The 25329-nt window shown below is 68.8% G+C and carries 25 protein-coding genes; 14 read left to right on the top strand and 11 right to left on the bottom strand.

The annotated features are described in order from the left end of the window. Nucleotides 1–38: 38 nt before the first annotated feature. Both lpxC and CY658_RS32795 read left to right on the top strand, forming a co-directional pair. A complete protein-coding gene (gene lpxC, locus CY658_RS16515; protein WP_056575680.1) occupies nucleotides 39–962 on the top strand; it encodes a UDP-3-O-acyl-N-acetylglucosamine deacetylase in 924 nt (307 codons plus the stop codon). Nucleotides 963–986: 24 nt separating this feature from the next. Next, nucleotides 987–1163: a hypothetical protein gene (locus tag CY658_RS32795; RefSeq protein ID WP_180838962.1), complete on the top strand. Its 177-nt coding sequence runs from the start codon at nucleotides 987–989 to the stop codon at nucleotides 1161–1163. 12 nt (nucleotides 1164–1175) lie between these two features. Here CY658_RS32795 and CY658_RS16510 read toward each other — a convergent pair whose 3' ends face one another. Continuing rightward, nucleotides 1176–2123: a LysR family transcriptional regulator gene (locus CY658_RS16510; protein WP_101491196.1), complete on the bottom strand. Its 948-nt coding sequence runs from the start codon at nucleotides 2121–2123 to the stop codon at nucleotides 1176–1178. A gap of 107 nt (nucleotides 2124–2230) precedes the next feature. On the opposite strand from CY658_RS16510, the gene glyA reads away from it, so the two are divergent. Continuing rightward, on the top strand, nucleotides 2231–3553 hold the full coding sequence (gene glyA, locus CY658_RS16505) for a serine hydroxymethyltransferase (RefSeq protein ID WP_101491195.1): 1323 nt from the start codon (nucleotides 2231–2233) through the stop codon (nucleotides 3551–3553). Between the two features lie 7 nt (nucleotides 3554–3560). Here the strand turns inward: glyA and ruvC are convergent, their stop codons facing one another. After that, a complete protein-coding gene (gene ruvC, locus CY658_RS16500) occupies nucleotides 3561–4109 on the bottom strand; it encodes a crossover junction endodeoxyribonuclease RuvC (protein WP_101491194.1) in 549 nt (182 codons plus the stop codon). 149 nt (nucleotides 4110–4258) lie between these two features. Between ruvC and CY658_RS16495 the strand changes: the two genes are divergently transcribed. Continuing rightward, complete coding sequence (locus CY658_RS16495) at nucleotides 4259–6340, top strand: hypothetical protein (RefSeq protein ID WP_101491193.1); 2082 nt, start codon at nucleotides 4259–4261, stop codon at nucleotides 6338–6340. A gap of 19 nt (nucleotides 6341–6359) precedes the next feature. Here the strand turns inward: CY658_RS16495 and CY658_RS16490 are convergent, their stop codons facing one another. Beyond that, on the bottom strand, nucleotides 6360–7349 hold the full coding sequence (locus tag CY658_RS16490; protein ID WP_101491192.1) for a phosphatidate cytidylyltransferase: 990 nt from the start codon (nucleotides 7347–7349) through the stop codon (nucleotides 6360–6362). Nucleotides 7350–7442: 93 nt separating this feature from the next. Further along, nucleotides 7443–8306, bottom strand: coding sequence for a lysophospholipid acyltransferase family protein (locus CY658_RS16485; RefSeq protein WP_101491191.1), 864 nt, complete (start codon nucleotides 8304–8306; stop codon nucleotides 7443–7445). Nucleotides 8307–8315: 9 nt separating this feature from the next. On the opposite strand from CY658_RS16485, the gene CY658_RS16480 reads away from it, so the two are divergent. Continuing rightward, nucleotides 8316–8753: a ribosomal maturation YjgA family protein gene (locus CY658_RS16480; protein ID WP_101491321.1), complete on the top strand. Its 438-nt coding sequence runs from the start codon at nucleotides 8316–8318 to the stop codon at nucleotides 8751–8753. Here CY658_RS16480 and mtgA read toward each other — a convergent pair. From mtgA to CY658_RS16455, 5 genes are all read right to left on the bottom strand, one after another. After that, complete coding sequence (gene mtgA, locus CY658_RS16475) at nucleotides 8698–9441, bottom strand: monofunctional biosynthetic peptidoglycan transglycosylase (protein ID WP_101491190.1); 744 nt, start codon at nucleotides 9439–9441, stop codon at nucleotides 8698–8700. The genes CY658_RS16480 and mtgA overlap by 56 nt on opposite strands. Beyond that, nucleotides 9438–10295 (bottom strand): shikimate dehydrogenase, encoded by an 858-nt coding sequence (aroE, locus tag CY658_RS16470; RefSeq protein ID WP_101491189.1) that lies wholly within the window; start codon nucleotides 10293–10295, stop codon nucleotides 9438–9440. The genes mtgA and aroE overlap by 4 nt, the downstream gene beginning before the upstream one ends. A 29-nt stretch (nucleotides 10296–10324) precedes the next feature. Continuing rightward, a complete protein-coding gene (locus tag CY658_RS16465; RefSeq protein WP_101491188.1) occupies nucleotides 10325–11176 on the bottom strand; it encodes an energy transducer TonB in 852 nt (283 codons plus the stop codon). A gap of 52 nt (nucleotides 11177–11228) precedes the next feature. Beyond that, on the bottom strand, nucleotides 11229–13301 hold the full coding sequence (locus tag CY658_RS16460; protein ID WP_101491187.1) for a ribonuclease catalytic domain-containing protein: 2073 nt from the start codon (nucleotides 13299–13301) through the stop codon (nucleotides 11229–11231). 138 nt (nucleotides 13302–13439) lie between these two features. After that, the gene (locus tag CY658_RS16455) at nucleotides 13440–14036 is read right to left on the bottom strand and encodes a YqiA/YcfP family alpha/beta fold hydrolase (RefSeq protein WP_101491186.1); all 597 of its coding nucleotides are present in this window, start codon (nucleotides 14034–14036) and stop codon (nucleotides 13440–13442) included. A 289-nt stretch (nucleotides 14037–14325) separates the two neighbouring features. Here CY658_RS16455 and CY658_RS16450 point away from each other — a divergent pair, with 289 nt between their 5' ends. From CY658_RS16450 to CY658_RS16425, 6 genes are all read left to right on the top strand, one after another. Next, on the top strand, nucleotides 14326–15069 hold the full coding sequence (locus CY658_RS16450; RefSeq protein WP_101491185.1) for a response regulator transcription factor: 744 nt from the start codon (nucleotides 14326–14328) through the stop codon (nucleotides 15067–15069). Between the two features lie 6 nt (nucleotides 15070–15075). Continuing rightward, nucleotides 15076–16908: a sensor histidine kinase gene (locus CY658_RS16445; RefSeq protein WP_101491184.1), complete on the top strand. Its 1833-nt coding sequence runs from the start codon at nucleotides 15076–15078 to the stop codon at nucleotides 16906–16908. A gap of 35 nt (nucleotides 16909–16943) precedes the next feature. Then, entirely contained in the window at nucleotides 16944–18098 is a 1155-nt protein-coding gene (rodA, locus tag CY658_RS16440) for a rod shape-determining protein RodA (protein WP_101491183.1), read from the top strand. A gap of 48 nt (nucleotides 18099–18146) precedes the next feature. Continuing rightward, nucleotides 18147–19607 (top strand): metalloprotease TldD, encoded by a 1461-nt coding sequence (gene tldD, locus CY658_RS16435; protein WP_099795095.1) that lies wholly within the window; start codon nucleotides 18147–18149, stop codon nucleotides 19605–19607. A gap of 82 nt (nucleotides 19608–19689) precedes the next feature. Continuing rightward, the gene (locus CY658_RS16430) at nucleotides 19690–20223 is read left to right on the top strand and encodes a hypothetical protein (protein ID WP_101491182.1); all 534 of its coding nucleotides are present in this window, start codon (nucleotides 19690–19692) and stop codon (nucleotides 20221–20223) included. A 235-nt stretch (nucleotides 20224–20458) separates the two neighbouring features. Further along, on the top strand, nucleotides 20459–21577 hold the full coding sequence (locus CY658_RS16425; protein ID WP_101491181.1) for a 3-deoxy-7-phosphoheptulonate synthase: 1119 nt from the start codon (nucleotides 20459–20461) through the stop codon (nucleotides 21575–21577). 12 nt (nucleotides 21578–21589) lie between these two features. Here the strand turns inward: CY658_RS16425 and CY658_RS16420 are convergent, their stop codons facing one another. Next, complete coding sequence (locus CY658_RS16420; RefSeq protein WP_101491320.1) at nucleotides 21590–22099, bottom strand: cupin domain-containing protein; 510 nt, start codon at nucleotides 22097–22099, stop codon at nucleotides 21590–21592. Then, nucleotides 22099–23508, bottom strand: a complete 1410-nt coding sequence (gene mpl, locus CY658_RS16415; RefSeq protein WP_101491180.1) for a UDP-N-acetylmuramate:L-alanyl-gamma-D-glutamyl-meso-diaminopimelate ligase — start codon at nucleotides 23506–23508, stop codon at nucleotides 22099–22101. The genes CY658_RS16420 and mpl overlap by 1 nt, the downstream gene beginning before the upstream one ends. Nucleotides 23509–23609: 101 nt before the next feature. On the opposite strand from mpl, the gene CY658_RS16410 reads away from it, so the two are divergent. From CY658_RS16410 to accB, 3 genes are all read left to right on the top strand, one after another. After that, nucleotides 23610–24206, top strand: coding sequence for a hypothetical protein (locus tag CY658_RS16410; RefSeq protein ID WP_101491179.1), 597 nt, complete (start codon nucleotides 23610–23612; stop codon nucleotides 24204–24206). Continuing rightward, nucleotides 24207–24767, top strand: a complete 561-nt coding sequence (locus CY658_RS16405) for a TlpA family protein disulfide reductase (RefSeq protein ID WP_101491178.1) — start codon at nucleotides 24207–24209, stop codon at nucleotides 24765–24767. Nucleotides 24768–24868: 101 nt separating this feature from the next. Further along, nucleotides 24869–25327, top strand: a complete 459-nt coding sequence (accB, locus tag CY658_RS16400) for an acetyl-CoA carboxylase biotin carboxyl carrier protein (protein WP_101491177.1) — start codon at nucleotides 24869–24871, stop codon at nucleotides 25325–25327. Nucleotides 25328–25329 lie beyond the last annotated feature (2 nt).

Here is a 25329-nt window from a genome sequence, read left to right as displayed (position 1 = left end):
TAGGGCGTCAAGGTCGCAGCCCGCCTAAAATCATGGGCGTGCTGCAACAACGAACCCTCAAGTCGATCAGCCGCGCCGTGGGCGTGGGGCTTCACAGCGGCCAACGCGTGGAGCTGACGCTGCGACCGGCCCCGGCCGACACGGGCATCGTGTTCCGCCGCGTCGACCTGCCCGAGCCGGTCGAGATCCGCATGACTGCCGAATCGGTCACCGACACGCGCCTGGCGTCCACCGTCTCCACGGGCGGCGCCAAGGTGCAGACGGTCGAACACATCATGTCCGCCTGCGCGGGCCTGGGCATCGACAACCTCTACATCGACATCACGGCCGACGAAGTGCCGATCCTCGACGGGTCGGCCTCGTCCTTCGTGTTCCTGCTGCAAAGCGCGGGCATCGAACTGCAGAAGGCGCCGCGCCGCTTCATCCGCGTGCTGCGCAAGGTCGAGGTGCGCGAAGGCGAGGGCGCCAACGAGAAGTGGGCGAGCCTGGAGCCGTACCACGGCTTCAAGCTGAGCTTCGAGATCGATTTCGACCACCGCGTCGTCAACTCCACCGGCCAGCGCGTGGAGTTCGACCTGGGCACCGACTCGTACAGCCGCGACATCGCACGCGCGCGCACCTTCGGCTTCACCAAAGAGGTCGAGTACATGCGCAGCAAGGGCCTCGCGCTCGGCGGCGGCCTGGACAACGCCATCGTCATGGACGACACCAAGGTGCTCAATGCCGGCGGCCTGCGCTACGACGACGAGTTCGTGAAGCACAAGATCCTCGACGCCATGGGCGACCTGTACATCATCGGCAAGCCGCTGCTGGCCGCGTACACCGCGTTCCGCTCGGGCCATGCGCTCAACAACAAGCTGCTGCGCGAGCTGCTCTCGCACAGCGACGCCTACGAGGTCGTGACCTTCGAAGACGAGAAGCGCGCACCGCGCGGCTTCGGCGAAGTGGCGCGGGCCTGGTAAGCAGGGCGCGCGCCTTTTTTCCCGATGCTTCTCTTTCGCTGGGCCATCCTGCTGCTTCTGCTGGTGGCGGGCGTTTCCTTCGCGTTCTATGCGGGCACGGGGCAGGTCAAGTACCGCCGTTTCGGCTGGGTCGTGTTCAAGTGGACGGTGCTTGCGGCACTGGGCTTCTTCGCCGTGCTGATTGCTGAGCGCGTCGCGTAGCCAGCCAGCCGTTCAATCGACCAGGGCCTGCAGCGCCTGCACCTGCTGCGCAAGCAGCGGCCCCTTGCGGTGCGCGGGCACCAGCAACATCAGCGTGTCTCCCAGTGCCTTCGGCCGTCCCCAGGGCGCATGCAGCCGGCCTTTCTCGAGCAGCGGCGCCACCAGCCGCTCGCGCCCCATCAGCACCCCTTCGCCATCGAGCGCGGCCTGCAGCGCGAGGCTGTAGAGCGAGAAATCCGGGCCGGCGGCCAGCGCGTCGGCTTCGGTTGAGGTGGTGCCGGGGCGCACGGCCTGCAGCCAGCGGGACCAGTCGTCGCGCCACACCGTGTCGTGCAGGCCGCCGCAGCGCGCGAGCACATCGATGAGGTCGTCGAGCGGGCGCGGGCGTCCGCTCTCCAGCGACGGCCGCACGCGCGGGCTGCACACGGGCACAAGGCGGTCGCGCGCGAGCGGGATGCCCGTTGCGCCGACGGCAGCCTCTGTGTCGCGTGCGTAGAACAACCCGAGGTCGAAGGGTTCGCGCCGAAAGTTCGGCGGCTGCTCCAGCGCCGTCACCGACACCTGCACGCCGGGCAGCGCAGCCTTCAGCCGCGAGAGCCGCGGCGACAGCCACAGCTGCGCCATGGCGGGCAGGGCCGCCACCTGCAGCGTGCTGCGGCGCGCGGCGGTCTGCGTTTCCTGGCGCAGCGCCTGCACCGCGAGGCCGAGCTGGTCGACCGCCGCGCTGAGCGCAGGCAACGCGCGCCGGCCGTGCGCGCTGAGCCGGATGCCCTGGCTGTGCCGCTCGAACAGCGCACCGCCGGCCCAGGTCTCAAGCGCCTTGATCTGCTGCGCGACGGCGGCGGGTGTCACGAACAGCTCTTCGGCCGCGCGCGCGAAGCTGCCGTGGCGCGCCGCGGCCTCGAAGGCGCGCACGGCCGTGTGCGGCGGCAGGCGAGGGCGGGGTGGGGCAAGAGACATGGTATGGAGGCCAAGTTTTTCTAGGGCTCGGGCCCAGTTTATCCATGTTGCTGGTGCAGGCGCAGGGCGCGACCATGCGGTCATTCCTTTCCTCAGCGAGACACCGCATGCCCGCAGCCCTTCACCGCCGTTCCTGGGTTCCCGCCGCCAGCGAGGACCACGTGCTCGCCATTGCCGCCGACGCCGCCGCGCGCGACGCAGAAGGCGTGGTCGCGGAGATCGAACGCCTCGTGGCCGACAACCACCGCATCCACGACGTCGACGGGCTGAACCTCAACCCCGCCACCAACGTGATGAACCCCGCCGCCGAGGCGCTGCTGTCGCGCGGGCTGGGCTCGCGTCCGTCGCTGGGCTATCCGGGCGACAAGTACGAGATGGGGCTGGAGGCCATCGAGCGCATCGAGGTCGTCGCCGCCGAGCTGGCGGCCGAGGTGTTCGGCGCGCGCTTCGCCGAGGTGCGCGTGAGCTCGGGCGCGCTGTCGAATCTCTACGTGTTCATGGCGACCTGCCAGCCCGGCGACACGATCATCGCGCCGCCGCCCGCCATCGGCGGCCACGTGACGCACCACGCGGCGGGCGCGGCCGGGCTCTACGGCCTGAAGACCGTGCCGGCGCCGGTCGATGCCGACGGCTACTCGGTCGACGTGGTGGCGCTGGCCAAGCTCGCGCGCGAGGTGAAGCCCAAGCTCATCACCATCGGCGGCAGCCTGAACCTGTTCCCGCACCCGGTGTCCGCGATCCGCGAGGTGGCCGACAGCGTGGGCGCGAAGCTGCTGTTCGATGCCGCGCACCTCTCGGGCATGGTGGCCGGCAAGGCCTGGCCGCAGCCGCTCGAAGAGGGCGCGCATGCGATCACCATGAGCACCTACAAGAGCCTGGGCGGCCCGGCCGGCGGGCTGATCGTGTCGAACGATGCGGCGCTGATGGAGCGCATCGACGCCATCGCCTACCCCGGCCTTACGGCCAACTCGGATGCGGGCCGCACGGCCGCACTGGCCCGTGGCCTGCTCGACTGGAAGGTGCACGGCGTGGCCTATGCGGCGGCGATGCGCGACACCGCGCAGGCGCTCGCCCGCGCGCTCGATGCCGAAGGCCTGCCGGTGTTCGCCAAGGCGCGCGGCTTCACGCAGTCGCACCAGTTCGCGCTCGAGGCCGCGCGCTGGGGCGGCGGGCAACGCGCCGCGAAGCAGTTGGCCCAAGGCGGGTTGCTGGCCTGCGGCATCGGCCTGCCGATCGCGCCGGTCGATGGCGACATCAACGGCCTGCGGCTGGGCGTGCCCGAGATCGTGCGGCTGGGCTTCACGCCCGAGGACATGCCGCAACTGGCCAATTGGATCGCGCGGGCGCTGGCAGGCGATGCGCCCGCCGTGGCCCTCGAGGTGCGCGCGCGCCGCCAGCGCCTGGGCGACCTGCGCTACATCGTGCGCTGAAGCGCCCTCAGCGCGAACGCCCTTGCCGGTAGGTGCCGGCGTGCGTCTTCGACAGCTCGGCCGCTTCCGCGAGTCGCGCCATCGAGCGGCCGACCTGTGCGTGCGTGATGGCGATGCCCAGTGCGTCCGCCGCGTCGGCGCCCGGCAGGCCGGGCAGGTCGAGCAGGCGTTTCACCATCTCCTGCACCTGCGCCTTCGCGGCCTGGCCGTGGCCGGCCACGGCCTTCTTCATCTGCAGCGCCGTGTACTCGGCCACCGAGAGGTTGTGGCTCACCAGCGCCGTCACGCAGGCGCCGCGCGCCTGGCCCAGCAGCAGCGTCGACTGCGGGTTGACGTTGACAAAGATGATTTCGACCGCCGACGCATCGGGCTGGTAGCGCGCCGTGATCTCGCCGATGCCGTCGAACAGCACCTTCAGGCGCGCCGGCAGGTTGCCGCTGCCCAGGTGCCGGGTGCTGATGGTGCCGCTGGCCACGTAGCGCAGCGCATGGCCGTCCGCATCGACCACGCCGAAGCCGGTGGTCTGCAAACCGGGGTCGATGCCGAGAATCCGCATGAAAAGGAAGCGTAAAGGCCTAAGCCTGGGTGAGGAAGGTTGAAGAAGGTGCGAATTCGTGCGGGATGCGTGTGTGATCGCGGGCAGAATCCGCCGGTTCTTGCATTCCGCCCCGCTCCGCGCGGGGCGCGCCACACAAGGAAGCGAAGGTGAATGTAGTCGAGTCCTCCGCGGAACAACAACTGAAGCAACTGAACGACGCCCAGGCCCAGCTCGCGCGCCTGCAGCCTCCCGCCGAACGCGCCGCCGCGAGCTTTCGCCAGGCGGAGCTGTTGAGTGACCTCGGCCGCCGCCGCGAGGCGATCGCCGCCTGCAGCCAGCTCATCGCCGAGTTCGGCGCGCTGCCCGAGGCCGCCGTGGTCGTGCCCTGCTGCCAGGCGCTGCGGCTGCTCGCGCACGTGCTGCGCCAATTGCACCGCCCGGTCGACGCGCTGGCCACGCTCGACCGCCTGGTCGCCGCGCACGGCGCGCGCAGCGAGCCCGAGATCCGCGCGCACATCGCCCACGCGCTCTACCAGCGCACCTGGCTCATCGACGATGCTGCGGCGCGTTGCGAGGCCTGCGACTTCATGAGCGAGCAGCTCGATGCGCAGGCCGATGCCGAACTCGATGCGTGGCGGCTCGACGCGCGCCTGCTGAAGGCCGAGATCGAACACCACCGCGGCCTGCCGCAAGAAGCCTTGGCCACGCTCGACGCCGCCATCGAACGCTTCGAGGGTGGCAGCGATCCCGGCGTGGTCCTGCGCGTGGCGCAGGCCCGGCTGGCCGCGGTGCTCAACCTGCGCGAGCTGGCGCAGCACACCCAGGCGCAGGTGCTGTGCCTGCAGGTGGCCGACCAGATCGAGGCTGGCCTGGCCGACGCCGCGCCCGAGCTGCGGCTGGAAGGCGTGCGCGCGCTGGCCCTGTTCTTCGACGGCCTCGGGCTCGACGAGGTCGCGCGCCGCGCCGAGCTGGTCGGCTGGCTGCTCGATCGTTACGGCCACGACGCCTCGGCGCAGGTGCGCCGCCTCGCGGCGGTGCGTGCCCACGACTGGGCCGTGGGGCTGCGCGACCAGGGCGACGGCGATGCCGCGCTGGCCGCCTGCGAGCGCCTGCTCGGCACCTTCGCCCGCGACAGCGACGCCGTGGTGCAGCGCACCGTGGCCACCACCTTGCTGCACAAGGGCTTCGTGCTGCTCGATCTGCTGGGCCGGCCCGAGGCCGCGCTCGCGGTGTACGAGCCGCTCGTGGCGTTGTCGCGCGATGGCGCCACGCCCGAACTGCGCGAGCTGCGCGTGAAGGCAACGGCCGGGCGCGAGGCCTGCCTGAAGCGGCTGCGCAAGACTGGCGGGCTTGAGGCCGGCGAGTTGCCGGCCGAGCTTTTCGATGCGGCGTGCGACACCGTCCGCGAAGGCCGCAAGCTTGGTGACGCGGGCGCATCGCGCGAGGCCATCGCGCTGTTCGACGAGGTGCTCGCGGCGCATGCGGCCTCCCCGCACCCGCTGATGCGCCGCCAGTGCGCGCGCGCCTTGTCGCACAAGACCTTCTGCCTGCTGGCGCTCGAACAGTTCGCCGAGGTCGTCGAGGCCGCCGACGCGATGGATGCGCGCTACGGCGCAGATGCCTCCACCGAGATGCAGTCGCAGGTGGCGCTGTGCCTGCAATACAAGAGCACCGCGCTCGACCGTCTGGCGCGGCCCGCGGACGAGATGCGCGTGCATGACGAGATCGTCGCGCGCTGGGGCAATTCCGAGCTGCCCGACCTGCGCACGCGCGTGGCCGGTGCCCTGTTCCGCAAGGGCGCCGTGCTGCGCCGCGCTGGCCGGTTCGCCGAGGCCGTGGCCAGCTACGACGAGGTGATTGCGCGCACGGCGATGGCGCGGGACAGCGCCCTGCAGCTGTGGGCCGCCAAGTCGATGATCAACAAAGCCAAGGCCTTCGACAAGATGGACGACCTGCCGGGCCAGGCCAAGGCCTACCGCCTGCTCATCGCGCGCTTCGGCGAGTCGGGCGACGCGGCCTTGCGCGGGCGCGTGGCCAATGCCTGCGAATGGCTGGCCGAGGCCGAAGGCCGGCAGGGGCGGGTGGCGGCGCAGCGCGAGGCGCTCGAACAGGCGCTGGGGCGTTTCGGCACCGCGCTGTCGGCCGAGCAGCGCACGCGGCTCAAGCGCGAGCTTCAGGCGCTGAAGACGAAGGCTCTAGGGCGGCGCGCGAAGCAGGCCTTCGACCGGGTGGTGCGGCGCAAGGTCTGATCGCCCGCCGCCCGGTGCTTCAGACGTTGAAGTACCAGCGGATCGAATGGAAGAAGATCGGCGCCGCGAAGCACAGCGCATCGACGCGATCGAGCAGGCCGTTGGCGCCGGTCACGCCCACGCCCTTCTGGCCCCAGTTCGGAATGCCGCGGTCGCGCTTGAGCGCCTTCATCACGAGGTGGCCCATCGAGCCCGCGACGCAGGCAATGATCGACACCGCGAGCGCCTGCCCGAACTTGAACGGCGTGATGAACGAGAACAGCGCGCCCACCAGGCTGGCCACCACGATGCCGATGCCCCAGCTGGTCCAGTTGAAGCTGCGGCTCACGTTCGGCGCGAACGGCGTGCGCTGCATGCGCCGCGAGATCAGGTGCTGCACCAGCACCGAGGTCTGCACCACGAACACCAGGAAGAACACGAGGAACGCGCTCTTGCCTTCGTAGCCCGGAAAGGTCAGCAGCAGCAGCGCGGGCACGTGGCTCATGCCGTAGACGCAGACCATGATGCCCCACTGCAGCTTGGCGTTGCGCTCCAGAAAATGGCTGGGGTCGTTCGCCAGCGCGCTCGCCACCGGAATGGCGAGGAACACGTAGACCGGGATGAACACCGTGAACAGGTCGAAGCGCGCGGTGGCCACGAGCCAGAACTGGATCGGCAGCACCACGAAGAACGCGAGGATCAGGCTGCGGTGGTCGCCGCGCCGCGTCGGCGAGAGCGTGATGAACTCGCGCAGCGCAAAGAACGAGATCAGCGCGAACAGCACGGTGGCCACCGTTTCGCCCAGCGCCCAGCCGATCCAGAACACGATCACCATGAACCAGGTGGTGCCCAGCAGCGCGCGCACATGCGCCAGCTCGGCCTGCCACGATTCGTCGTGCACCGGGTTGCGCCGTTCCTTGAAGCTCAGGAAGAAGACGGTGGTGCTCACGATGACGAGCAGGCCGAAGACGATCAGGAAAAGCGCCGCGACCTGTTCGGTCGGGCTGAGGCTGCGCAGGAACTGGTTCATACCGTCAGACCTCCCGCCGGGCCGCCCCAAGGGAGGTCTGCGCCCCCTCAGGGGGCAGCGAATACATGAAATGATGAGCGTGGGGGGACATATCTAGACGTCGCGCAAAGCGATCACGGCGGCACGCGCACGGTCGAGAAAAGGCCGGCGCTCTTCGCCGTCCTCGACGCGGATCGGCGCGCCGAAGGTGACGGAGCACAGGATGGGCACGGGCACGATCTCGCCCTTGGGCATGACGCGCTGCACGTTGTCGATCCAGGCGGGCACGAGCACTACGTCGGGAAACATCGTGGCCAGTGCGTACAGGCCCGACTTGAATTTCTGCGGCTCGCCGGTGTGGCCGCGCGTGCCTTCGGGAAAGATGATGATCGAGTCGCCGCTGCGCAGGGCGTCGATGAGCGGCGCGAGCGGGTCGGCGGCGGGCGGCTCGGGTGCGGCGACTGGTGCGTCGGGTTCGATGACGGGCGGCGGTGCGACCGGTGGTGGGGGCGGCGGAGGCGCGGGGAGGTCGAGCTGTCCCTGGATCTCCTGCGGAGCTTCGGCGACGGTGATCGTTTCGATCGGCAGCAACGGTTCCATCGACGGCTCGATGCGCTCGGCCGGTGCGGTGGAGGCTGCGGGTGGCCGTGCTTCAGGCGGTGGTGGCGCGACCAGTGCTGCAGCCCCTGCAGGCGCCGTGGCCGCACGCTCCACATACACCGCGTTGAACACCTCGGTCGTGATCCAGCGCTTGACCGGCGTATTCGCCCAGTAGTCGCGTGCCGCGATCGGCCGCGTGATGCTGCGCAGTTCTTCGGGCAGCGCGGCCCAGATCATCACGAGGTCCGCGTGGCTCTGGTGATTCGCGAAGTAGATGCGCTGCTCGGCTTTCGGCGGACAGCCATACCAGCGCGCCTGCGCACCGGTGAGCAATCGGACGATTCCCAGCAGCAACCAACCGGTGAGCTTTGCCAGCATATGGAGGCGATGATACGGGCCATGCGATGGCGTTTCGATCTTCTTTCCCTGGCGTGGGCGGTGGCCCTCTTTGTGTTGCTCGTGCTGCTGGCCACCGTCGGCGCGCGCTGGGGCTGGGTGCGAAGTTTCTTCGGCGACGTGCTGGCCGTGGCGTGGGTGTACGTGGTGTTCAAGACCTTCGTCGCCACGCGCGTGCTGCCGCTCGCGCTGGCCGCCTTCGGCGTGGGGCTGCTGGTCGAGCTGGGGCAGTTTCTTGCGTCGACGTGGCACCTGCACATTCCGAACCGCGCGCTGCGCATCGTGCTCGGTGCCACCGCCGACTGGTGGGATGTGGTGGCCTACGCGATCGGCTTCGTCGCCGTGCTGGCGGTGGAAGCGGCGGTGCGCAAGCTCAGGGCAGGTCGACCGCCGACATCCGCGCCACGATCGTCGATGCCCGTCCGTTGATGTAGGGCGAATTGGGCCGGCGCTCAAAGAACTTCGGGCTCGGCAGCATCACGGCCAGGCGTGCCGACTCGTATGCACTGAGGCGCGCAGCCGGCTTCTTGAAGTAGTACTGCGCCGCGGCCTCGGCGCCGAACACGCCTTCGCCCCATTCGACGTTGTTCAGGTAGATCTCGAGGATGCGCCGCTTGTCGAGCAGCACCTCGAGCAGGGTGGCGAGCACCAGCTCCTGGCCTTTGCGCAGCATGGTGCGTTCGCCCGACAGCAGCAGGTTCTTCGCGAGCTGCTGCGTGATGGTGGAGCCGCCGCGCAGCGGGGCCGGCTGCACCGGCTTGCCACGCGCCGCGGCGCGCGCCATGCGCTTGGCGGCCAACTGTTCGGCGCGGGCGTTGCGCTGGCGCGCACGCTCGATGGCTTCCCACTCGACGCCGTTGTGGTCGACAAAGCCGGCGTCTTCGCTTGCGATCACGGCGCGCTTGAGGGAGTCGTTGATCTGCGTGTACGGCACCCAGTCCTGGCGCCATCCACCCTCACGGCCCTGCGAGAGCGCAACGCGCCAGGCCTCGGAGCGCTGGAAGGCCGTGCTCTGCGGATCGATCACCGCCATGGCCGCGATGCGCACCACGAAGAACAGTTCGAGCGCCAGGCCCGCCACCACGAGGCAGGCGATCAGGCGCAGCAGGCCCTTCATGCGCCGGCGGCGAGCGAGGCGCGCAGCTCGGCCAGCACCTGGGCCGAGGGCGGACGCACGCCGCGCCAGAATTCGAAGGCTTCGGCGGCCTGTTCCACCAGCATGCCGAGGCCGTCGCGCGCGACCGCGCCGTGCGCCGTAGCCCAGGCCATGAAGCCTGCGGCGGCGGGACCGTACATCATGTCGACGGCCAGCGCGCCGGGGCGCAGCACCCGCGCGCTCACGGGCACCGCGTCGCCCGCGAGGCTGGAGGCGGTGGCGTTGACCACCACGTCGAAGGCGCCGGGCACTTCGTCGAGCGCCCAGGCTTCGAGCGTGGCGCCGTGGCGCAGTGCGAGCGCCGCATGGCGCTGCACCAGCGCGATGGCCTTGTCGAGCGTGCGGTTGGCCACCACGATGCGCGCGGCGCCCGCGTCGAGCAGCGGTCCGAGCACGCCTGCCGCGGCACCGCCGGCACCGATCAGCAACAGCGACCGGCCTGCCAGCGGCACGCCGGCATTGCGCACGATGTCGTTGACCAGGCCGATGCCGTCGGTGTTGTCGGCGTGGATGCGGCCGTCGGCCTCGAAGCGCAGCGTGTTCACCGCCTGCGCCAGCGTGGCGCGTTCGCTGGTGTGCTGCGCGAGCGCGGCGGCGTCGAACTTGAAGGGCACGGTGACGTTGCAGCCGCGCGCGGTGTCGCCCTGCGCGGCAGCCTCGCTGCGAAAGGCGGCGATGCCTTCGGCAAACGCGCCGATCGGCACCAGCCGCCGGCCGTAGGCCATCGGCTGGCCGCAGAGCTCGGCAAAGCGCGCGTGGATGCGGGGCGAGCGGCTGTGCTCGACGGGGTTGCCCATGACGCAGTACTGATCCATGGCCGGTGTTCCGTGTTCTGCTGTGGGGATTATTGAGACGACAGCTCGATGGTCTCGTCGCGCGTGAACTTGAAGCGCGACTGCAGCACGATCTGGTCGGTCTGCTTGCGCATCGCGTCGGTGAAGGTGCCGAAGTTGCCGACGCTGCGCACGATGGCCTGGGCACGGCGGTCGAGCGTGGTGTTGCCCGAGCTTTCGTCGACCACGGCATCGAGCACGCGCCCGTCGTGGTTGATGGTGACGGTCATCTTGAGTTCGCCGTAGAGCTTCTTGCCGGCCGCGGTCGGGAAGTTCTCGGTGCCCTTGACCTCGATGCGCCGGCGCAGCGTGTCGACGTACAGCGCGTAGGCCGCCTCGCGCGTGGCGGGGCTCAGGTAGCGCTTCTTGGGGCGCGCGTTTTCCTCGTTCACGCGGCGCTCGATCTCGGCGAGCAGCGCGACCATCTGGCGGCGCTTTTCTTCGCGCGCGACGGCTTCGGTCGGGTCGCCGGCCTGGCGCGGATCGGGCACGGGCATGGCGGCCAGCTCGCGCTTGAGCTGCGTCAGCATCTGCATCTGCTGGGCCTGCATGGCCTCGACCTGGCGGCGCGATTCCTCGAACGAGTCGCCCATGGTGGTGAAGCTCGACGGCGGCAGCGGGCTGGTGGCGCGGCCCTTGTCGAGGTCGCCGCCGCCCGCGAGCGTGGTCTGCGCCATCACGCGCGCCGAGGGGTCGGGCTTGTCGTTGGTCTTGCTGTTGACCAGGATCACTTCGAGCGGGGTTTCGCTGAAGACCCGGTTGAACGATTCGGGATCGACGAAGCGCACCGCGAGCAACGCGGCATGCGCGATGACCGACACGCCCAGAGCGATCTGCAGCGTGCTGAGGTCCTTGAGATTCATTCTCGAAACTCCTCCAGGGGGCGGCGCGTGTCTCCGGTCGTTCGACCGGAGGTCATGCAGGCGCGGTCGTCGTCGGGTCGGGTGCGGCTTCGCTGTCGCTCAGGTCGACCGCGATGGCGATCGGGCCGGCGACTTCTTCTTCGTCGTCCTCGCCACCGCTTTCATCGGCCGCAGCATCGGTTTTCGGCATGTCGAAGCGTTCGAGCACGGTGCCGCTCACGTCGAGCGCGATCTCGTCGATCTCGCCGAGCTTCACGCGCACGCGCGCGCCGCGCTCCTGCTGGCCGGCCACCGGGAACACCAGCGGCAGCGCATCGGCACGCACCAGCGCACCGTTGGGGATGTCCTTGATGACCGTCGCTTCGAGCTCGGTGATGCCGTTCTGCTGCAGGTACTTGAGCGTCCAGAAGCGCTCCATGCCGCCCTGATAGGCGTTGTACGTGGCATAGGCGGCGTCGAAGCCCGAAAGGATCGAGAACAGGTCGGCGTCCTTCGGCTTGAAGGGCGCGGCCAGCGCGGCGGTCTTGCCGTGGCGCGCGGCCGCGATGATCTGCCACTGGTTCACGAGGTCGGTGTAGCGGCGCAGCGGCGAGGTGCTCCAGGCGTAGCTCTTCACGCCCAGGCCCGCGTGCGGCAGCGCGCGCGTGCCCATGCGCACCTTGATGCCGGGCGCCAGGCTGGCCTGGCTGCGGTACAGGCCGGGCACGCCGAGTTCGCCGAGCCAGCCGCCCCAGCTGCTGTTGGCCAGGATCATGGCCTCGGACACGATCAGGTCGAGCGGTGCGCCGCGCTGGCGCGTGGTGATCTGCACCTGCTCGTTGCCGGTGGGTTCGGCGCCGTCGTTGCCGACGAGGCGGAAGTTGTAGTCGGGCCGGCTGAAGTTCTCGGGCTTGCCGCGCACCACTTCGCGCTGCGCCTTCAGGTGCTTGGCGAGGCGGAACAGGAAGGAGAGCGGCGCGCGCAGCTTCGCGGCGGCGTCGGGGGTGTTGTCCGAATTGAAGGTGGCGTCTTCGAGCCAGGGCTGCGTGACGACAGCGTCGAGCTGGTCGTGGCGCAGGTTGGCGACGATCGGTACGCGCTCGAGCTTGGTCTCGGTGCCCTGCAGCTCCAGCGTGGCTTCGTCGAAGCGCGCATAGAGCGACACGGCCGGGCGGTCGCCGCCTTCGAGCAGCGTGTAGGTGTCGACCACCTCGTCGGGCAGCATGGTGATCTTGTAGCCCGGCATGTACACGGTGGACATGCGCGCACGCGCCACGGCGTCGATGGCGCTGCCTGGCGTCAGCGCCAGGCCCGGCGCCGCGATGTGGATGCCGACCGTGATGGTGCCGCTGCCCATGCCCTGCACCGACAGCGCGTCGTCGATTTCGGTGGTCTGCGAGTCATCGATCGAGAAGGCCCGCACGCCTTCGGCCAGCGGCAGGTCGTCGGCGACGGCTGGCGCCGCGAGCGCGGGAAAGCCGGTGCCCTTGGGGAAGTTCTCGAACAGGAAGCGCCGCCAGTGGAACTGGTAGGGCGAATCGATGGCGCCGGCGCGCTCCAGCAGGTCGAGCGGCGGGCGCTGCGTGGCGCGCGCGGCGTCGACCACGGCCTTGTACTCGGGCGCGTTCTTGTCGGGCTTGAACAGGATCTTGTAGAGCTGCTCGCGGATCGCCGGCGGGCACACGCCCTCGGCGAGCTGGCCCGCCCATTCGACGATCTGCGCCTGGATGGCCTTCTTCTTCTCGATGGCGGCCAGCGCCTGCTGCACGATCTCGGCGGGCGCCTTCTTGAAGCGCCCCTTGCCCGCGCGGCGGAAGTAGTGCGGCGCCTCGAACAGCGCGAACAGCGCGGCGGCCTGCTGCGCGAGCGTGGGCTTCTCGCTGAAATAGTCGGCCGCCAGGTCGGCAAAGCCGAACTCGCCTTCGGCTGCGAATTCCCAGGCGAGGTCGAGGTCCATGGCTGCGGCCAGCGCGCGCGCCTCGGCCATCAGCTCGGCGGGGGCCGGCTTCTCGAAACGCAGAACGATGTTGGCGCCCTTGACCTTGACGCGCTTGCCGGTCTCGAGCTCGACCTGTGCCGAGGCTTCGGCTTCCGACAGGACGCGGCCGCCGAGGTATTTACCGGCTTCTTCAAACAATACAAACATCTTGCGATTCTCCCACGCTGGATCGGGTGGGCTCCGAGGCCAGGGATGCCGCGGAACCGGCTTTGCCGGGCCGCTGGCATCGCCCCCGGAAGGGGGTTGGCGAAGCGACACGCAGTGCGCGAAGCCTGGGGGTGAGCTTTAGACGACAGGGTTGATGAAGGCCATCACGTCGGCCAGGTGCGCTTTTTCGAAGTCGGACAGCGCATGGTCGCCGCCCTCGAGCAGCTTGATGCGGCTGTCGGGATAGCGTGCCGACATCTCGTGCCAGTCGAGCGCTTCGTCGCCCTTGGCGATGATCGCGAACAGGCGCTCCGGCCGCGTGAGCGCGCCGATTTCCATGGCGCGCAGTTCCTGGATGAATTCCGGCTGGAAATAGAAGTGCTCGGCCGGGTCGTGCCAGGCGGTCTGGCTGCCGATGTAGCGCGTGAGGTCGCGCGCCGGGTGCACCGCGGGGTTGAGCAGCACGGCGCGGCAGCGGGTCATGCCGGCGACGTAGGTGGCGTAGAAACCGCCGAGCGACGAGCCGATCACCGCCATCGACTTGCGCGGCCAGTCTGCGATGCCCTTCATCACCATGTCGATGGCGTCGTGCGGCGACGGTGGCAGTTGCGGGCACCACCACTCCAGGTTCGGATGCTCTTGCGCCACGTGCTTTGCCACCAGCCGCGCCTTGGTCGAGCGGGGCGACGAGCGGAAGCCGTGCAGGTACAACAGATGGGTGGTTTGCGGGTCCATGGGAGGAGGTGACTGGCGGTGCGCAGGGCGCGCCCCGTGGCCGGGTTCAGACAATTTTGCATGAGGTCCGCGCCGCTGCTGGTGTGGTGACCCCACAAATCCCTTCGAATCAGCCAATGACGAGGCGACAAGCACGTGTCTGGAATTCGAAAGTATTCACGGTGCGGCCATGCTGGTGCGGGTGATGCGGGCAAGGGGGGGAGATGAGACAAGTTTCGTGACGCATCTGGCACGGGGCATCCCATGAACGGGTGAGGTTCGCCGGGCGTGGCAGCAGGTGTCGAGGCTTATGCTTCATCCCATGAATACCGAGGCACAGGACGACGGGATGCCACGCCGCTGGGGCGTGCTCGTGGTCGAGGACGACAGCCGCGCACGCGCCTTCTTCGAGGCCAGCGTGCAGCGCAGCCCGCGCCTGTTCTGGCTCGGCAGCGCCGGCACGGTGCAGGAAGCACGCACCTGGCTGGCCGGCACCGCGACCATCCCCGACGTGCTGCTGGTCGACCTCGGCATGCCCGACGGCACCGGGCTCGACGTGATCCGCGACGCCGTCGCCCGCTTTCCCGGCTGCGAGCCGCTGGTGGTGTCGGTCTTCGGCGACGAGGAGAACGTGCTCGCCAGCATCGAGGCCGGCGCCGTGGGCTACATCCACAAGGACGCCGCACCGGAAGACATCGCGCAGACCATCGTCGAGATGAAGGCCGGCGCCTCGCCGATCTCGCCCATGATCGCGCGCCGCGTGCTCGCCAAGTACCGCAGCCTGCAGGCGGCCGTGCCGGGCACAGCCGGCGCGGCGCCGGCAGAGACGGCGCTCGACGAGACCGACCGCGGCCTGCTCTCGGCGCGCGAACACGAGGTGCTGACGCTAATTGCGCGCGGCTTCTCGTACGCCGAGATCGCGCGCCTCAAGGGCCTGAGCGTGCACACGGTGCAGACCCACATCAAGAACCTCTACGGCAAGCTCGCGGTGCATTCCAAGAGCGAAGCGGTGTTCGAGGCCACGCGCCTCGGCCTGCTGTCCCACCCGGGCTGAGGACGGATGCTGAGGCGGCTGGCGTTCCTGTGCCTGCTGGGGCTGGCGGCGCTGTTTGCTGCGGGGGGCGTGGGCGCTGCGGCGCAAGGCCCGATCGAGCTGCGCCATGCCATGGTGACCACCACCATCGACGGCGTCGTGCAGACCGAAGCCGTCGACCTGTCGTATCACTGGGACCGCCGCCACCGCGGCCGCACCGGCTTCGCGAGCTTCGACCTGCCGTTCCGGGTCGAGGCTGTGCCCGAGGTGCCCTGGGGCGTCTTCATTCCCCGCGCCGGCAGCGTCTTCGAAGTGCAGCTCAACGGCGCGCTGCTGCAGGCCTATGGTGACCTCAGCCAGGGCAACCGCGCCGACTACGCCAAGGCCCCCGTCTACGTGCCGGTGCCCGGGCGGCTGCTGAAAGAGGGCGAGAACCTGCTGCAGATCCGCATCCGCGCCGACAGCGAACGGCGCGCCGGCCTGTCGCACGTCACCGTCGGGCCGGCGACGCCGGTGCGCACCACGCTGTTCGAGCGTGCTTATGCGTGGCGCTTCACGGGGTCGGTGTTGCTGACGGCGTTCAGCCTCATCGTCGGCAGCATCGCGCTGGCGCTGTGGTTCACGCAGGTCGACACCGGCGCGACCGGCCGCCGCCAGCGCGACGCCCTCTATTTCTGGGCCGCGCTCGCCGAGTTCTGCTGGGCCGTGCGCGTGGCCGACGCCATGATTCCCGAGCCGCCGCTGCCGTGGCAGCTCTGGGGCGTGCTGATGGCCGGCTGCTACGCGGGCTGGGCCGCGTCGGCCATGATGTTCTGCTACCACCTCGCCGACTGGGCGCAGAACCCGCGCCTGCGTTGGGCGCGCTGGCCGATGGCGGCCGTGGTGGCCGGCACCGTGGTGTTCACCTGGCTGGCGCTGAACCGCGAGGAGCCGCGCTGGCTCACGGCCTGGCTGGCGGTCGAGATCACCATCGTCGTCGGCTTCGTGATCGCCTTTGCCGTCGCCACGGTGCGCCGGCCCAGCGTCGAGCGGCTGCTGGTGGCCGGCGCCGCGCTGGTCACGGTGGCCTTCGGCGTGCGCGACTGGCTGGTGATCCGCCTGAGCGACGCCTACGGCGAAACCACCTGGGTGCGCTACACCTCGGTGCTGTTCGGCGTGGCGCTGCTGCTCATCGTGCTGCGGCGCTTTCACTTTGCCAGCGTGCAGGCGCGCGGCTGGGTCAAGACGCTGGCCGACCGGGTGGCGCAGCGTGAGCGCGAACTGGCGGCCACCTACGCCGAGCTGGAGGAGGTGGCGCGCGACCAGGCGCGCACCCACGAGCGCGAGCGCATCCTGCGGGACATGCACGACGGCGTGGGCTCGCACATCAGTTCGGCGATCCGCCAGCTGCAATCGGGCCAGACCAGCCCCGAAGAACTGCTGCGCACCCTGCGCGACTCGCTCGACCAGCTCAAGCTGTCGATCGACTCCATCCACCTGCCGCCCGGCGATGTCGGCGCGCTGCTGGCGGCGCTGCGCTACCGGCTGGAGCCCCGGCTGGCCGCCGCCGACATCGCCTTCGAATGGGGCGTGGACGAACTGCCCCCGGTCACGCAGCTCGACGCCCACGCCACGCGGCAGCTGCAGTTCTTGCTGTTCGAGGCCATCTCGAACGTGCTGCAGCACGCCCACGCGAGCGCGCTGCGCATCGAGGCCGACGCGCGCGGCGGCGGCGTGCACCTGCGCGTGATCGACAACGGCGTGGGCTTCGACGCTGCGGAGGTGCCGAAGGCGCTGTCGAAGCGCGCCGCCGCCATCGGGGCCCGCCTGGCGCTCGAAAGCCGACCGGGCCGCACGGTCGTTCAGCTCGGTTTCGACTGATCGGGGCGGCGGGGCGCGGATAATCCGCCCCCATCATGTCTGCCGTGTTCAATCAGCCCTCCCTGGCGCGTCGCATTGCGCCCATCTTCCAGGGCTTCGACGGCTTCCTGGCCTTTGCCGTGCTGCTGCTCGTCTTTGCCGGGCTGCTCACCATGTATTCGTCCGGCTACGACCATGGCACGCGTTTTCTCGACCATGGCCGCAACATGCTGCTGGCCGGCGGCATCATGTTCGTGGTGGCGCAGGTGCCGCCGCAGCGGCTCATGGTGTTCGCCGTGCCGCTCTACGCGGCGGGGGTGGCGCTGCTGATCGCGGTCGCGCTGTTCGGCATCACCAAGAAGGGCGCCCAGCGCTGGATCAATGTGGGCGTGGTGATCCAGCCCAGCGAAATCCTGAAAATCGCGATGCCCCTGATGCTGGCCTGGTGGTTCCAGCGCCGCGAAGGCCAGCTGCGGCCGCTCGACTTCGTGGTGGCGACGGTGCTGCTGGCGGTGCCGGTCGGGCTCATCATGAAGCAGCCCGACCTGGGCACCTCGCTGCTGGTGCTGGCGGCCGGGCTGGCCGTGATCTTCTTTGCCGGACTGCCGTGGAAGCTCATCGTGCCGCCGGTGGTGATCGGCGCGGTGGCCATCACGCTCATCGTCGGTTTCGAGTCGCGGCTGTGCGTCGACGGCGTCGACTGGCGCGTGCTGCACGACTACCAGAAGCAACGCGTGTGCACGCTGCTCGACCCCAGCAAAGACCCACTGGGCAAAGGCTTCCACATCATCCAGGGAATGATCGCCATCGGCTCGGGCGGCGTCGGCGGCAAGGGCTTCATGCAGGGCACGCAGACGCACCTCGAGTTCATTCCCGAGCGCACCACCGACTTCATCTTCGCGGCGTATTCCGAGGAATTCGGCCTGATCGGCAACCTGGCGCTGATCGCGGCCTTCATCCTGCTCATCTTCCGCGGGCTGACCATTGCGCTGAACGCGACCACGCTGTTCTCGCGCCTGCTGGCCGGGGCGGTGACCATGATCTTCTTCACCTACGCCTTCGTGAACATGGGCATGGTCAGCGGCATCCTGCCGGTGGTGGGCGTGCCGCTGCCGTTCATCAGCTACGGCGGCACCGCCATGGTCACGCTGGGGCTGGGGCTGGGGCTGCTGATGTCGATCGCCCGGGCGCGAAAACTGTCCCAGAACTAGAGTCCCCCGGGGCGGCACGGACGGGGGCGGCTGCCTAGAATGGCAGCCATGATCTCTCGCGAACCCACCATCGAGCGCTTGGCTATAGCGCAACAGCTCCTGCTCACGCCGTTCGGCCTGGACGAATCGCACCTGAGCAAGGCACTGGCCGAGATCACCGCGCACCGCGTGGACGATGCCGACCTGTACTTCCAGTACACCCGCAGCGAGGGCTGGAGCCTCGAGGAAGGCATCGTCAAGACCGGCAGCTTCAGCATCGACCAGGGCGTCGGCGTGCGCGCCGTGAGCGGCGAGAAAACCGCTTTTGCCTACTCGGACGACATCTCCGAGGCTTCGCTGCTCGACGCGGCGCGCACGGTGCGCTCCATTTCCTCCGCCGGTCGCACGGCCCGCGTGAAGACGCCCGCCCGCAAGATCGCCGCGAGCCGCTCGCTCTACAACGGCGTCGATCCCATTTCCACGCTCGACAGCACCGCCAAGGTCAAGCTGCTCGAACGGGTCGAGAAGCTGGCCCGTTCGCGCGATCCGCGCGTGGCGCAGGTCATGGCCGGCCTGGCCAGCGAGTACGACGTGATCCTGGTGGCGCGCGCCGACGGCACGCTGGCGGCCGATGTGCGCCCGCTGGTGCGGTTGTCGGTCACCGTGATCGCCGAGCAGAACGGGCGCCGCGAAGTCGGTTCGGGCGGCGGCGGCGGGCGTTTTGGCCTGGCTTACTTCACCGACGAGCAGATCGCCGAGTACGTCGACCACGCCGTGAAGGCCGCGCTGACCAACCTCGACGCCCGCCCGGCCCCGGCCGGCGAGATGACGGTGGTGCTCGGCTCCGGCTGGCCCGGCATCCTGCTGCACGAAGCCATCGGCCACGGCCTGGAGGGCGACTTCAACCGCAAGGGCTCGAGCGCGTTCTCGGGCCGCATCGGCCAGCGCGTGGCGGCCAAGGGTGTCACGGTGCTCGATGACGGCACCATCGCCGACCGCCGCGGCTCGCTCAACGTGGACGACGAAGGCCACGCCAGCCAGCGCAACGTGCTGATCGAGGACGGCATCCTCAAGGGCTACATCCAGGACTCGATGAACGCGCGCCTCATGAAGGTCAAGCCCACGGGCAACGGTCGCCGCGAGAGCTACGCCCACGTCCCGATGCCGCGCATGACCAACACCTACATGCTGGGCGGCGACAAGGACCCGAAGGAAATCGTCGCGAGCATCAAGAAGGGCCTGTACGCCACCAACTTCGGCGGCGGGCAGGTCGACATCACGAGCGGCAAGTTCGTGTTCTCGGCCAGCGAGGCCTTCTGGGTCGAGAACGGCAAGATCCAGTACCCGGTGAAGGGCGCGACCATCGTGGGCAACGGCCCCGACGCGCTCACCCGCGTGACCATGATCGGCAACGACATGGCGCTCGATTCGGGCGTCGGCACCTGCGGCAAAGAGGGCCAGAGCGTGCCCGTCGGCGTCGGCCAGCCGACCCTTCGCATCGATGGCCTGACCGTAGGTGGAACGGCTTAGGACTTTCGGCACTTGCCGGCTGTTTCCTTCGGTTGCTAAGCTGCGCTCCTTTTTTGCGAACGACGAATCAAGGAGCATTTCAATGGGGAACAGGATCAATTCGCCCGCCGTGCTGTGGGCCGCGACCGCCGTAGTGGCGCTGGCCACCGCCGGTTGCGCATCGCGCGGCAGTTCGGGTGGCCAGCCTACGGCGGCACCGGCACCCGCTGCTGCAGCGCCCGCGGCGCCCAGCGGTTCGAAGGCCGGCTTGGACGCCCGCGGCAACGTGGTCGACTCGTCCAAGGTCGAGGCCGGCAGCGGCCGCACCGTCAAGGGCCTGAACGGCTACGAGGGCGAGATCACCGGCAACCCGGCGCGCAACAGCAAGTTCACGCGCCTGCAGATCGGCATGAGCACCAAGCAGGTCACCGACCTCGCCGGCCAGCCCACCGACCAGGGCGCCTACATCACGGGCAAGGCCTGGATTCCGTTCTACTTCGGCAGCGACCGCCACCGCTTCGAGATGACCTACAAGGGCCAGGGCCGCCTGATCTTCGCGGGCGGCGGCATGGGCGATTTCAGCAGCGGCAACCTGATCTGGATCATTCACAACGCCAACGAATCGGGCTACCGGTAAAAACAACACCGACCCGGCCACGCGGCCGGGTTTTTATTTTCCGTGCTACATTCCGCCCACATGTCCGCCCTCCGCGCTTACTTTTTTGCCTACTTTTGGTTCCCGGTTTCCGGCGGACGAGAGGCGAGCGCGTAAAGCAAACGAACACCCTCCCAGAACCGCCGGTGGCTTCCAGCCCCCGGCGGTTTTTTTATGCCCTGACGATTTTTCATTCACACCCACAAGGAAGAGAACCATGAGCACGAACACCCCTCCCGCCGGCGACAGCTGGTATGCGAGCGTCGAAAAAACCAGCAAGACCGACGACGAACGCATCAAGGACATCAACGTGCTCCCCCCTCCTGAACATCTGATCCGCTTCTTCCCGATCCGCGGCACGCCGATCGAAACGCTGATCACCGGCACCCGCCGCGGCATCCACAACATCATGGCCGGCAAGGACGACCGGCTGCTGGTGATCATGGGCCCGTGTTCGATCCACGACCCGGCTGCGGCCCTCGAGTACGCCCGCCGCCTCAAGGCCGAGCGCGACAAGTACGCCGGCACGCTGGAAATCGTGATGCGCGTGTACTTCGAGAAGCCGCGCACCACGGTCGGCTGGAAGGGGCTCATCAACGACCCGTACCTGGACGAGAGCTACCGCATCGACGAAGGCCTGCGCATCGCGCGCCAGCTGCTGATCGACATCAACCGCCTGGGTCTGCCGGCGGGCAGCGAGTTCCTCGACGTGATCTCGCCGCAGTACATCGGCGACCTGATCGCCTGGGGCGCCATCGGCGCGCGCACCACCGAAAGCCAGGTGCACCGCGAACTGGCCTCGGGCCTGTCGGCGCCCATCGGCTTCAAGAACGGCACCGACGGCAACATCCGCATCGCCACCGACGCCATCCAGGCGGCGGCACGCGGCCACCACTTCCTGTCGGTGCACAAGAACGGCCAGGTCGCGATCGTGCAGACCAACGGCAACCGCGACTGCCACGTGATCCTGCGCGGCGGCAAGACGCCGAACTATGACGCCGCCAGCGTCGAGGCCGCGTGCAAGGACCTCGAAGCCGCCAAGCTGCCGCCCACGCTGATGGTCGATTGCAGCCACGCCAACAGTTCCAAGCAGCACCAGAAGCAGATCGACGTGGCCAAGGACATCGCCGACCAGATCGCCGGCGGCTCCAAGCGCGTGTTCGGCGTGATGATCGAAAGCCACCTGCAGGCGGGCGCCCAGAAGTTCACGCCGGGCAAGGACCAGCTGTCGGGCCTGGAGTACGGCAAGAGCATCACCGATGCGTGCATCGGCTGGGACGATTCGGTGCAGGTGCTCGAGACCTTGTCTCAAGCCGTCAAGCAGCGCCGCGGCTGAGCTGGTAGTTAGTTAGAGCATGGGAGCCAGGTCGGGCCAGTGGTGCCGCATCGACGCCGCTTCGTCGCTGCCCTGCGGCACCAGCGAGAAATCCGCGAAGTCGAAGCCCGGACCGACCATGCAGGCGACCAGCGTGTAGTCGCCGGCCGCGTGGCCCTGGATCGGGCGCGCGGCCTGCCATTGGCCGGCGGGCACCACGTGCTGCGGGCGCGTGCCGTGGACATCGACCGGGCCCAGCTTCACGTGGGCCGGCGCGGTTCGCATCGCGGCATCGCAAGTCCACAGCGCCAGCGGCACGCCTTCCAGATGCACCCAGACTTCATCGGACAGCACCCGGTGCCAGCGCGAATGCTGGTGGGCTTCGAGCAGGAAATAGATGCTGGTCAGCGCGCTGCGCGGCGCGCGGCCGTCGGCGGGGACCACGCTTGCGGCCGACCGGAACACCTCGGCATACCAGCCGCCCTCGGGGTGGGGCTGGAGCTTCAAGCTGTCGATCAGCTCACGCGCGCGCATGCCGCTCATCATCCGTGGGCGGCGCGCAGGGCGGCCAGCAGTTTCTCGTGCACGCCGCCGAAGCCGCCGTTGCTCATGCAGACGATGTGATCGCCCGGCCGCGAAGCGGCCACGACCTGCTGAACCAGCGGCTCGATGGCGCCGGCGACCTGCGCGCGTGCGCCCATCGGCGCCAGCGCGGCGGCTGCGTCCCAGTCGAGGCCGGCTGTGTGGCAGAACGACAGGTCGGCCGATTCCAGGCTCCATGGCAGTTGCGCGGCCATCACGCCCAGCTTCATCGTGTTGCTGCGCGGCTCGAAGGCCGCGAGGATGCGCTCACTTTGCTTGTCGGCGTCGTCGAGCTTCTTGCGCAGACCGTCGAGCGTGGTGCGGATCGCGGTGGGGTGGTGCGCGAAGTCGTCATACACGGTGATCGCGCCGCCGCTGCCCTCGACTGTGCCGCGCAGTTCCATGCGGCGGCGCACGTTGCGAAAGCGCCCGAGCGCGCGGGCCGCATCGGCCGGCGGCACGCCGACGTGGTCGGCGGCCGCGATGGCGGCCAGCGCGTTCATCTGGTTGTGCAGGCCCGAGAGTGCCCACTCGACCCGGCCGACCACCTCGCCGCGGTGCAACACGTCGAAGGCGTCGTGCGTGCCGCGCGCCTGCCATTCCGTGGCTGGGCCGCCATCGCCGAAACGGGCGAGTTCGCTCCAGCAGCCCTGGGCCAGCACGCGCTGCAAACTATCTTCAGTGGCGTTCACCACCAGGCGCCCGGTGCTGGGCACGGTGCGCACGAGGTGATGGAACTGGCGCTCGATGGCGGCCAGATCGTCAAAGATGTCGGCGTGATCGAACTCGAGGTTGTTCAGCACCGCGGTGCGCGGCCGGTAGTGAACGAACTTGCTGCGCTTGTCGAAGAAGGCGGTGTCGTACTCGTCGGCCTCGATCACAAAGGCCGGGCCGTCGCCGAGGCGGGCCGACACGCCGAAGTCCAGCGGCACGCCGCCGACCAGAAAGCCGGGCGCCTTGCCGCCCTGTTCGAGCACCCAGGCCAGCATCGAGGTGGTGGTCGTCTTGCCGTGCGTGCCGGCCACGGCCAGCACGTGCCGGCCCTGCAGCACGTGCTCGGCCAGCCACTGCGGGCCGCTGGTGTAGGGCTTGCCGGCGTCCAGGATGGCTTCCATCAGCGGAAACTTGGGGCTGCCGTCGGGCAGGCGGGCCCGCGAGACCACGTTGCCGACCACGAACATGTCGGGAGCGAGGTCCAGTTGGTCGGCGCCGAAGCCTTCGATCAGGTCGATGCCGAGCGCGCGCAGCTGGTCGCTCATCGGGGGGTACACGCCGGCGTCGCAGCCCGTGACCCGGTGGCCTGCTTCGCGTGCGAGAGCGGCCACACCGCCCATGAACGTGCCGCAGATACCCAGAATATGAATGTGCATCGGCCAATTCTAGGGAGGCGCTGCGGGTGCCCCGGCCGCTTCGCCCCGGGCGCCGTACTGATGTTCATGTGAGGGGCGCCCGCAGCGGGCAAAATGCCCCGATGGACACGTCCAAGCGCGAAATCGCAGCCGTTGCCGCCCGACTCGTCGTCGAGGAGGGGCTCGAGTACGGCCCGGCCAAGCGCCGGGCGCTGCGCGAACTCGGCCTCCCGACGCGCACCGCGCTGCCCAACAACGACGAGGTCGAGGCCGAGGTGCGCGACTACATCGCGCTCTTCTGCGCCGACACCCAACCCCAGGAACTGCACGCACTGCGCCTGCTTGCGCTCGAGTGGATGGAGCGCATGGCCGTGTTTCGGCCGCATGTGGGCGGCGCGGTCTGGCATGGCACGGCCACACGTTTGTCAGACATTTATATTCAATTGTTCTGCGATGATTCCAAGTCGGCCGAAATCGCCCTGATCGATCACCACGTGGACTACGAGCCGCGCATGGTGACCGGCTTCCATGGCGAGCAGGTCGAAGCCCTCAGCGTCCACGCGCCGAGCCGGGCGCTGGGCGAGGAAATCGGGGTCCACCTGCTGGTGTACGACCTCGACGACCTGCGCGGTGCCCTCAAGCCCGACGCCCAGGGGCGCGCGCCACGCGGCGACCTGAACGCGCTGCGCCGACGCATTGAACAAGAAAAGGACCAGTGAATGACTTCAACGCCCACACGACGCGGCATGCTGTATGCCGGCGTGGCGGCAGTCGCTGCCGCGGCCGGCGTGGCCGGCGCCTGGTGGCGGGAGCGCAATGACAGCGGCGTCGCGGCCACAGGCGGTGAAAAGCTCGATGCGGCCATGTTCTGGGACCAGCGTTTCGAGCGCCCCGAGGGCGGCGAACTCGCCCTGACGAGCTTGCGCGGCAAGCCCGTGCTGCTCAACTTCTGGGCCACGTGGTGCCCGCCCTGCGTCGAAGAAATGCCGATGATCGACGCCTTTTTTCGTGAACATGGCGCCAACGGCTGGCAAGTTGTCGGCTTGGCCATCGATCAACCCAGCGCCGTGCGCAAGTTCCTGCAGCGCACGCCCGTCACCTACCCGACCGCATTGGCCGGGTTGCAGGGCATGGAACTGGTCAAGAATCTGGGCAACACGGGGGGTGGCCTGCCGTTCACCCTGGTGCTCCACGGCGATGGTTCCGTGCTGGCTCGTAAAATGGGCAAGCTTGAAACCACCGACCTGGACGCTTGGCGACGCCAACTTGTTCACGGTTAGAATTTAAATACACAAGCTGGCGTTAGACGCCAAACGCCGAAAATCGACGGTTTTCGGTCAAGTTCTTTCCTAAAGACCGGCAAAGCTGGCACTGGAGTCCCATGGATCTGCGCAAACTCAAGACACTGATCGATCTGGTGTCCGAATCGAATATTTCCGAACTGGAAATCACCGAAACCGAAGGCAAGGTCCGCATCGTCAAGGGTGGCGGTGCCGCCCCCGTGCAGTACGTGCAGACCCTGGCCGCTGCGCCCGCTGTGGCAGCGCCCGTGGCTGGTGCTGTCGCCCCGGCCGCCGCTGCCCCCGCCGTTGAAGCCGCACCGAGCGGCCATGCCGTGAAGTCACCGATGGTCGGCACCTTCTACCGCTCGTCCAGCCCCGGTGCTGCGGCCTTTGTCGAAGTCGGCAGCAAGGTCAACGAAGGCGACACGGTCTGCATCATCGAGGCGATGAAGATCCTCAACGAAATCGAGGCCGACAAGTCCGGCACGATCACGCAGATCCTCGGCGAAAACGGCCAGGCGGTCGAATACGGCCAGCCGCTGTTCATCATCGAGTAAGC

Source organism: Variovorax sp. RO1 (assembly GCF_002849325.1).
In the GTDB taxonomy this organism is placed as follows: Bacteria; Pseudomonadota; Gammaproteobacteria; order Burkholderiales; family Burkholderiaceae_C; genus Variovorax.
Note: the sequence above shows the minus strand (reverse complement) of the source record. Positions and strands in the feature narration are given on the sequence as shown.

Coding starts and splice junctions, on each gene's coding strand:
- CY658_RS16420 (WP_101491320.1), bottom strand. CDS start 22,099: ATGAGCGGCATGCGCGCGCGTGAGCTGATCGACAGCTTGAAGCTCCAG.
- aroE (WP_101491189.1), bottom strand. CDS start 10,295: ATGGATCAGTACTGCGTCATGGGCAACCCCGTCGAGCACAGCCGCTCG.
- CY658_RS16405 (WP_101491178.1), top strand. CDS start 24,207: ATGACTTCAACGCCCACACGACGCGGCATGCTGTATGCCGGCGTGGCG.
- CY658_RS16490 (WP_101491192.1), bottom strand. CDS start 7,349: ATGAACCAGTTCCTGCGCAGCCTCAGCCCGACCGAACAGGTCGCGGCG.
- mpl (WP_101491180.1), bottom strand. CDS start 23,508: ATGCACATTCATATTCTGGGTATCTGCGGCACGTTCATGGGCGGTGTG.
- ruvC (WP_101491194.1), bottom strand. CDS start 4,109: ATGCGGATTCTCGGCATCGACCCCGGTTTGCAGACCACCGGCTTCGGC.
- CY658_RS16465 (WP_101491188.1), bottom strand. CDS start 11,176: ATGAATCTCAAGGACCTCAGCACGCTGCAGATCGCTCTGGGCGTGTCG.
- tldD (WP_099795095.1), top strand. CDS start 18,147: ATGATCTCTCGCGAACCCACCATCGAGCGCTTGGCTATAGCGCAACAG.
- CY658_RS16485 (WP_101491191.1), bottom strand. CDS start 8,306: ATGCTGGCAAAGCTCACCGGTTGGTTGCTGCTGGGAATCGTCCGATTG.
- rodA (WP_101491183.1), top strand. CDS start 16,944: ATGTCTGCCGTGTTCAATCAGCCCTCCCTGGCGCGTCGCATTGCGCCC.
- CY658_RS32795 (WP_180838962.1), top strand. CDS start 987: ATGCTTCTCTTTCGCTGGGCCATCCTGCTGCTTCTGCTGGTGGCGGGC.
- CY658_RS16480 (WP_101491321.1), top strand. CDS start 8,316: ATGATACGGGCCATGCGATGGCGTTTCGATCTTCTTTCCCTGGCGTGG.
- CY658_RS16460 (WP_101491187.1), bottom strand. CDS start 13,301: ATGTTTGTATTGTTTGAAGAAGCCGGTAAATACCTCGGCGGCCGCGTC.
- CY658_RS16450 (WP_101491185.1), top strand. CDS start 14,326: ATGCTTCATCCCATGAATACCGAGGCACAGGACGACGGGATGCCACGC.
- CY658_RS16455 (WP_101491186.1), bottom strand. CDS start 14,036: ATGGACCCGCAAACCACCCATCTGTTGTACCTGCACGGCTTCCGCTCG.
- CY658_RS16425 (WP_101491181.1), top strand. CDS start 20,459: ATGAGCACGAACACCCCTCCCGCCGGCGACAGCTGGTATGCGAGCGTC.
- CY658_RS16430 (WP_101491182.1), top strand. CDS start 19,690: ATGGGGAACAGGATCAATTCGCCCGCCGTGCTGTGGGCCGCGACCGCC.
- CY658_RS16445 (WP_101491184.1), top strand. CDS start 15,076: ATGCTGAGGCGGCTGGCGTTCCTGTGCCTGCTGGGGCTGGCGGCGCTG.
- mtgA (WP_101491190.1), bottom strand. CDS start 9,441: ATGAAGGGCCTGCTGCGCCTGATCGCCTGCCTCGTGGTGGCGGGCCTG.
- accB (WP_101491177.1), top strand. CDS start 24,869: ATGGATCTGCGCAAACTCAAGACACTGATCGATCTGGTGTCCGAATCG.
- CY658_RS16410 (WP_101491179.1), top strand. CDS start 23,610: ATGGACACGTCCAAGCGCGAAATCGCAGCCGTTGCCGCCCGACTCGTC.
- CY658_RS16510 (WP_101491196.1), bottom strand. CDS start 2,123: ATGTCTCTTGCCCCACCCCGCCCTCGCCTGCCGCCGCACACGGCCGTG.
- glyA (WP_101491195.1), top strand. CDS start 2,231: ATGCCCGCAGCCCTTCACCGCCGTTCCTGGGTTCCCGCCGCCAGCGAG.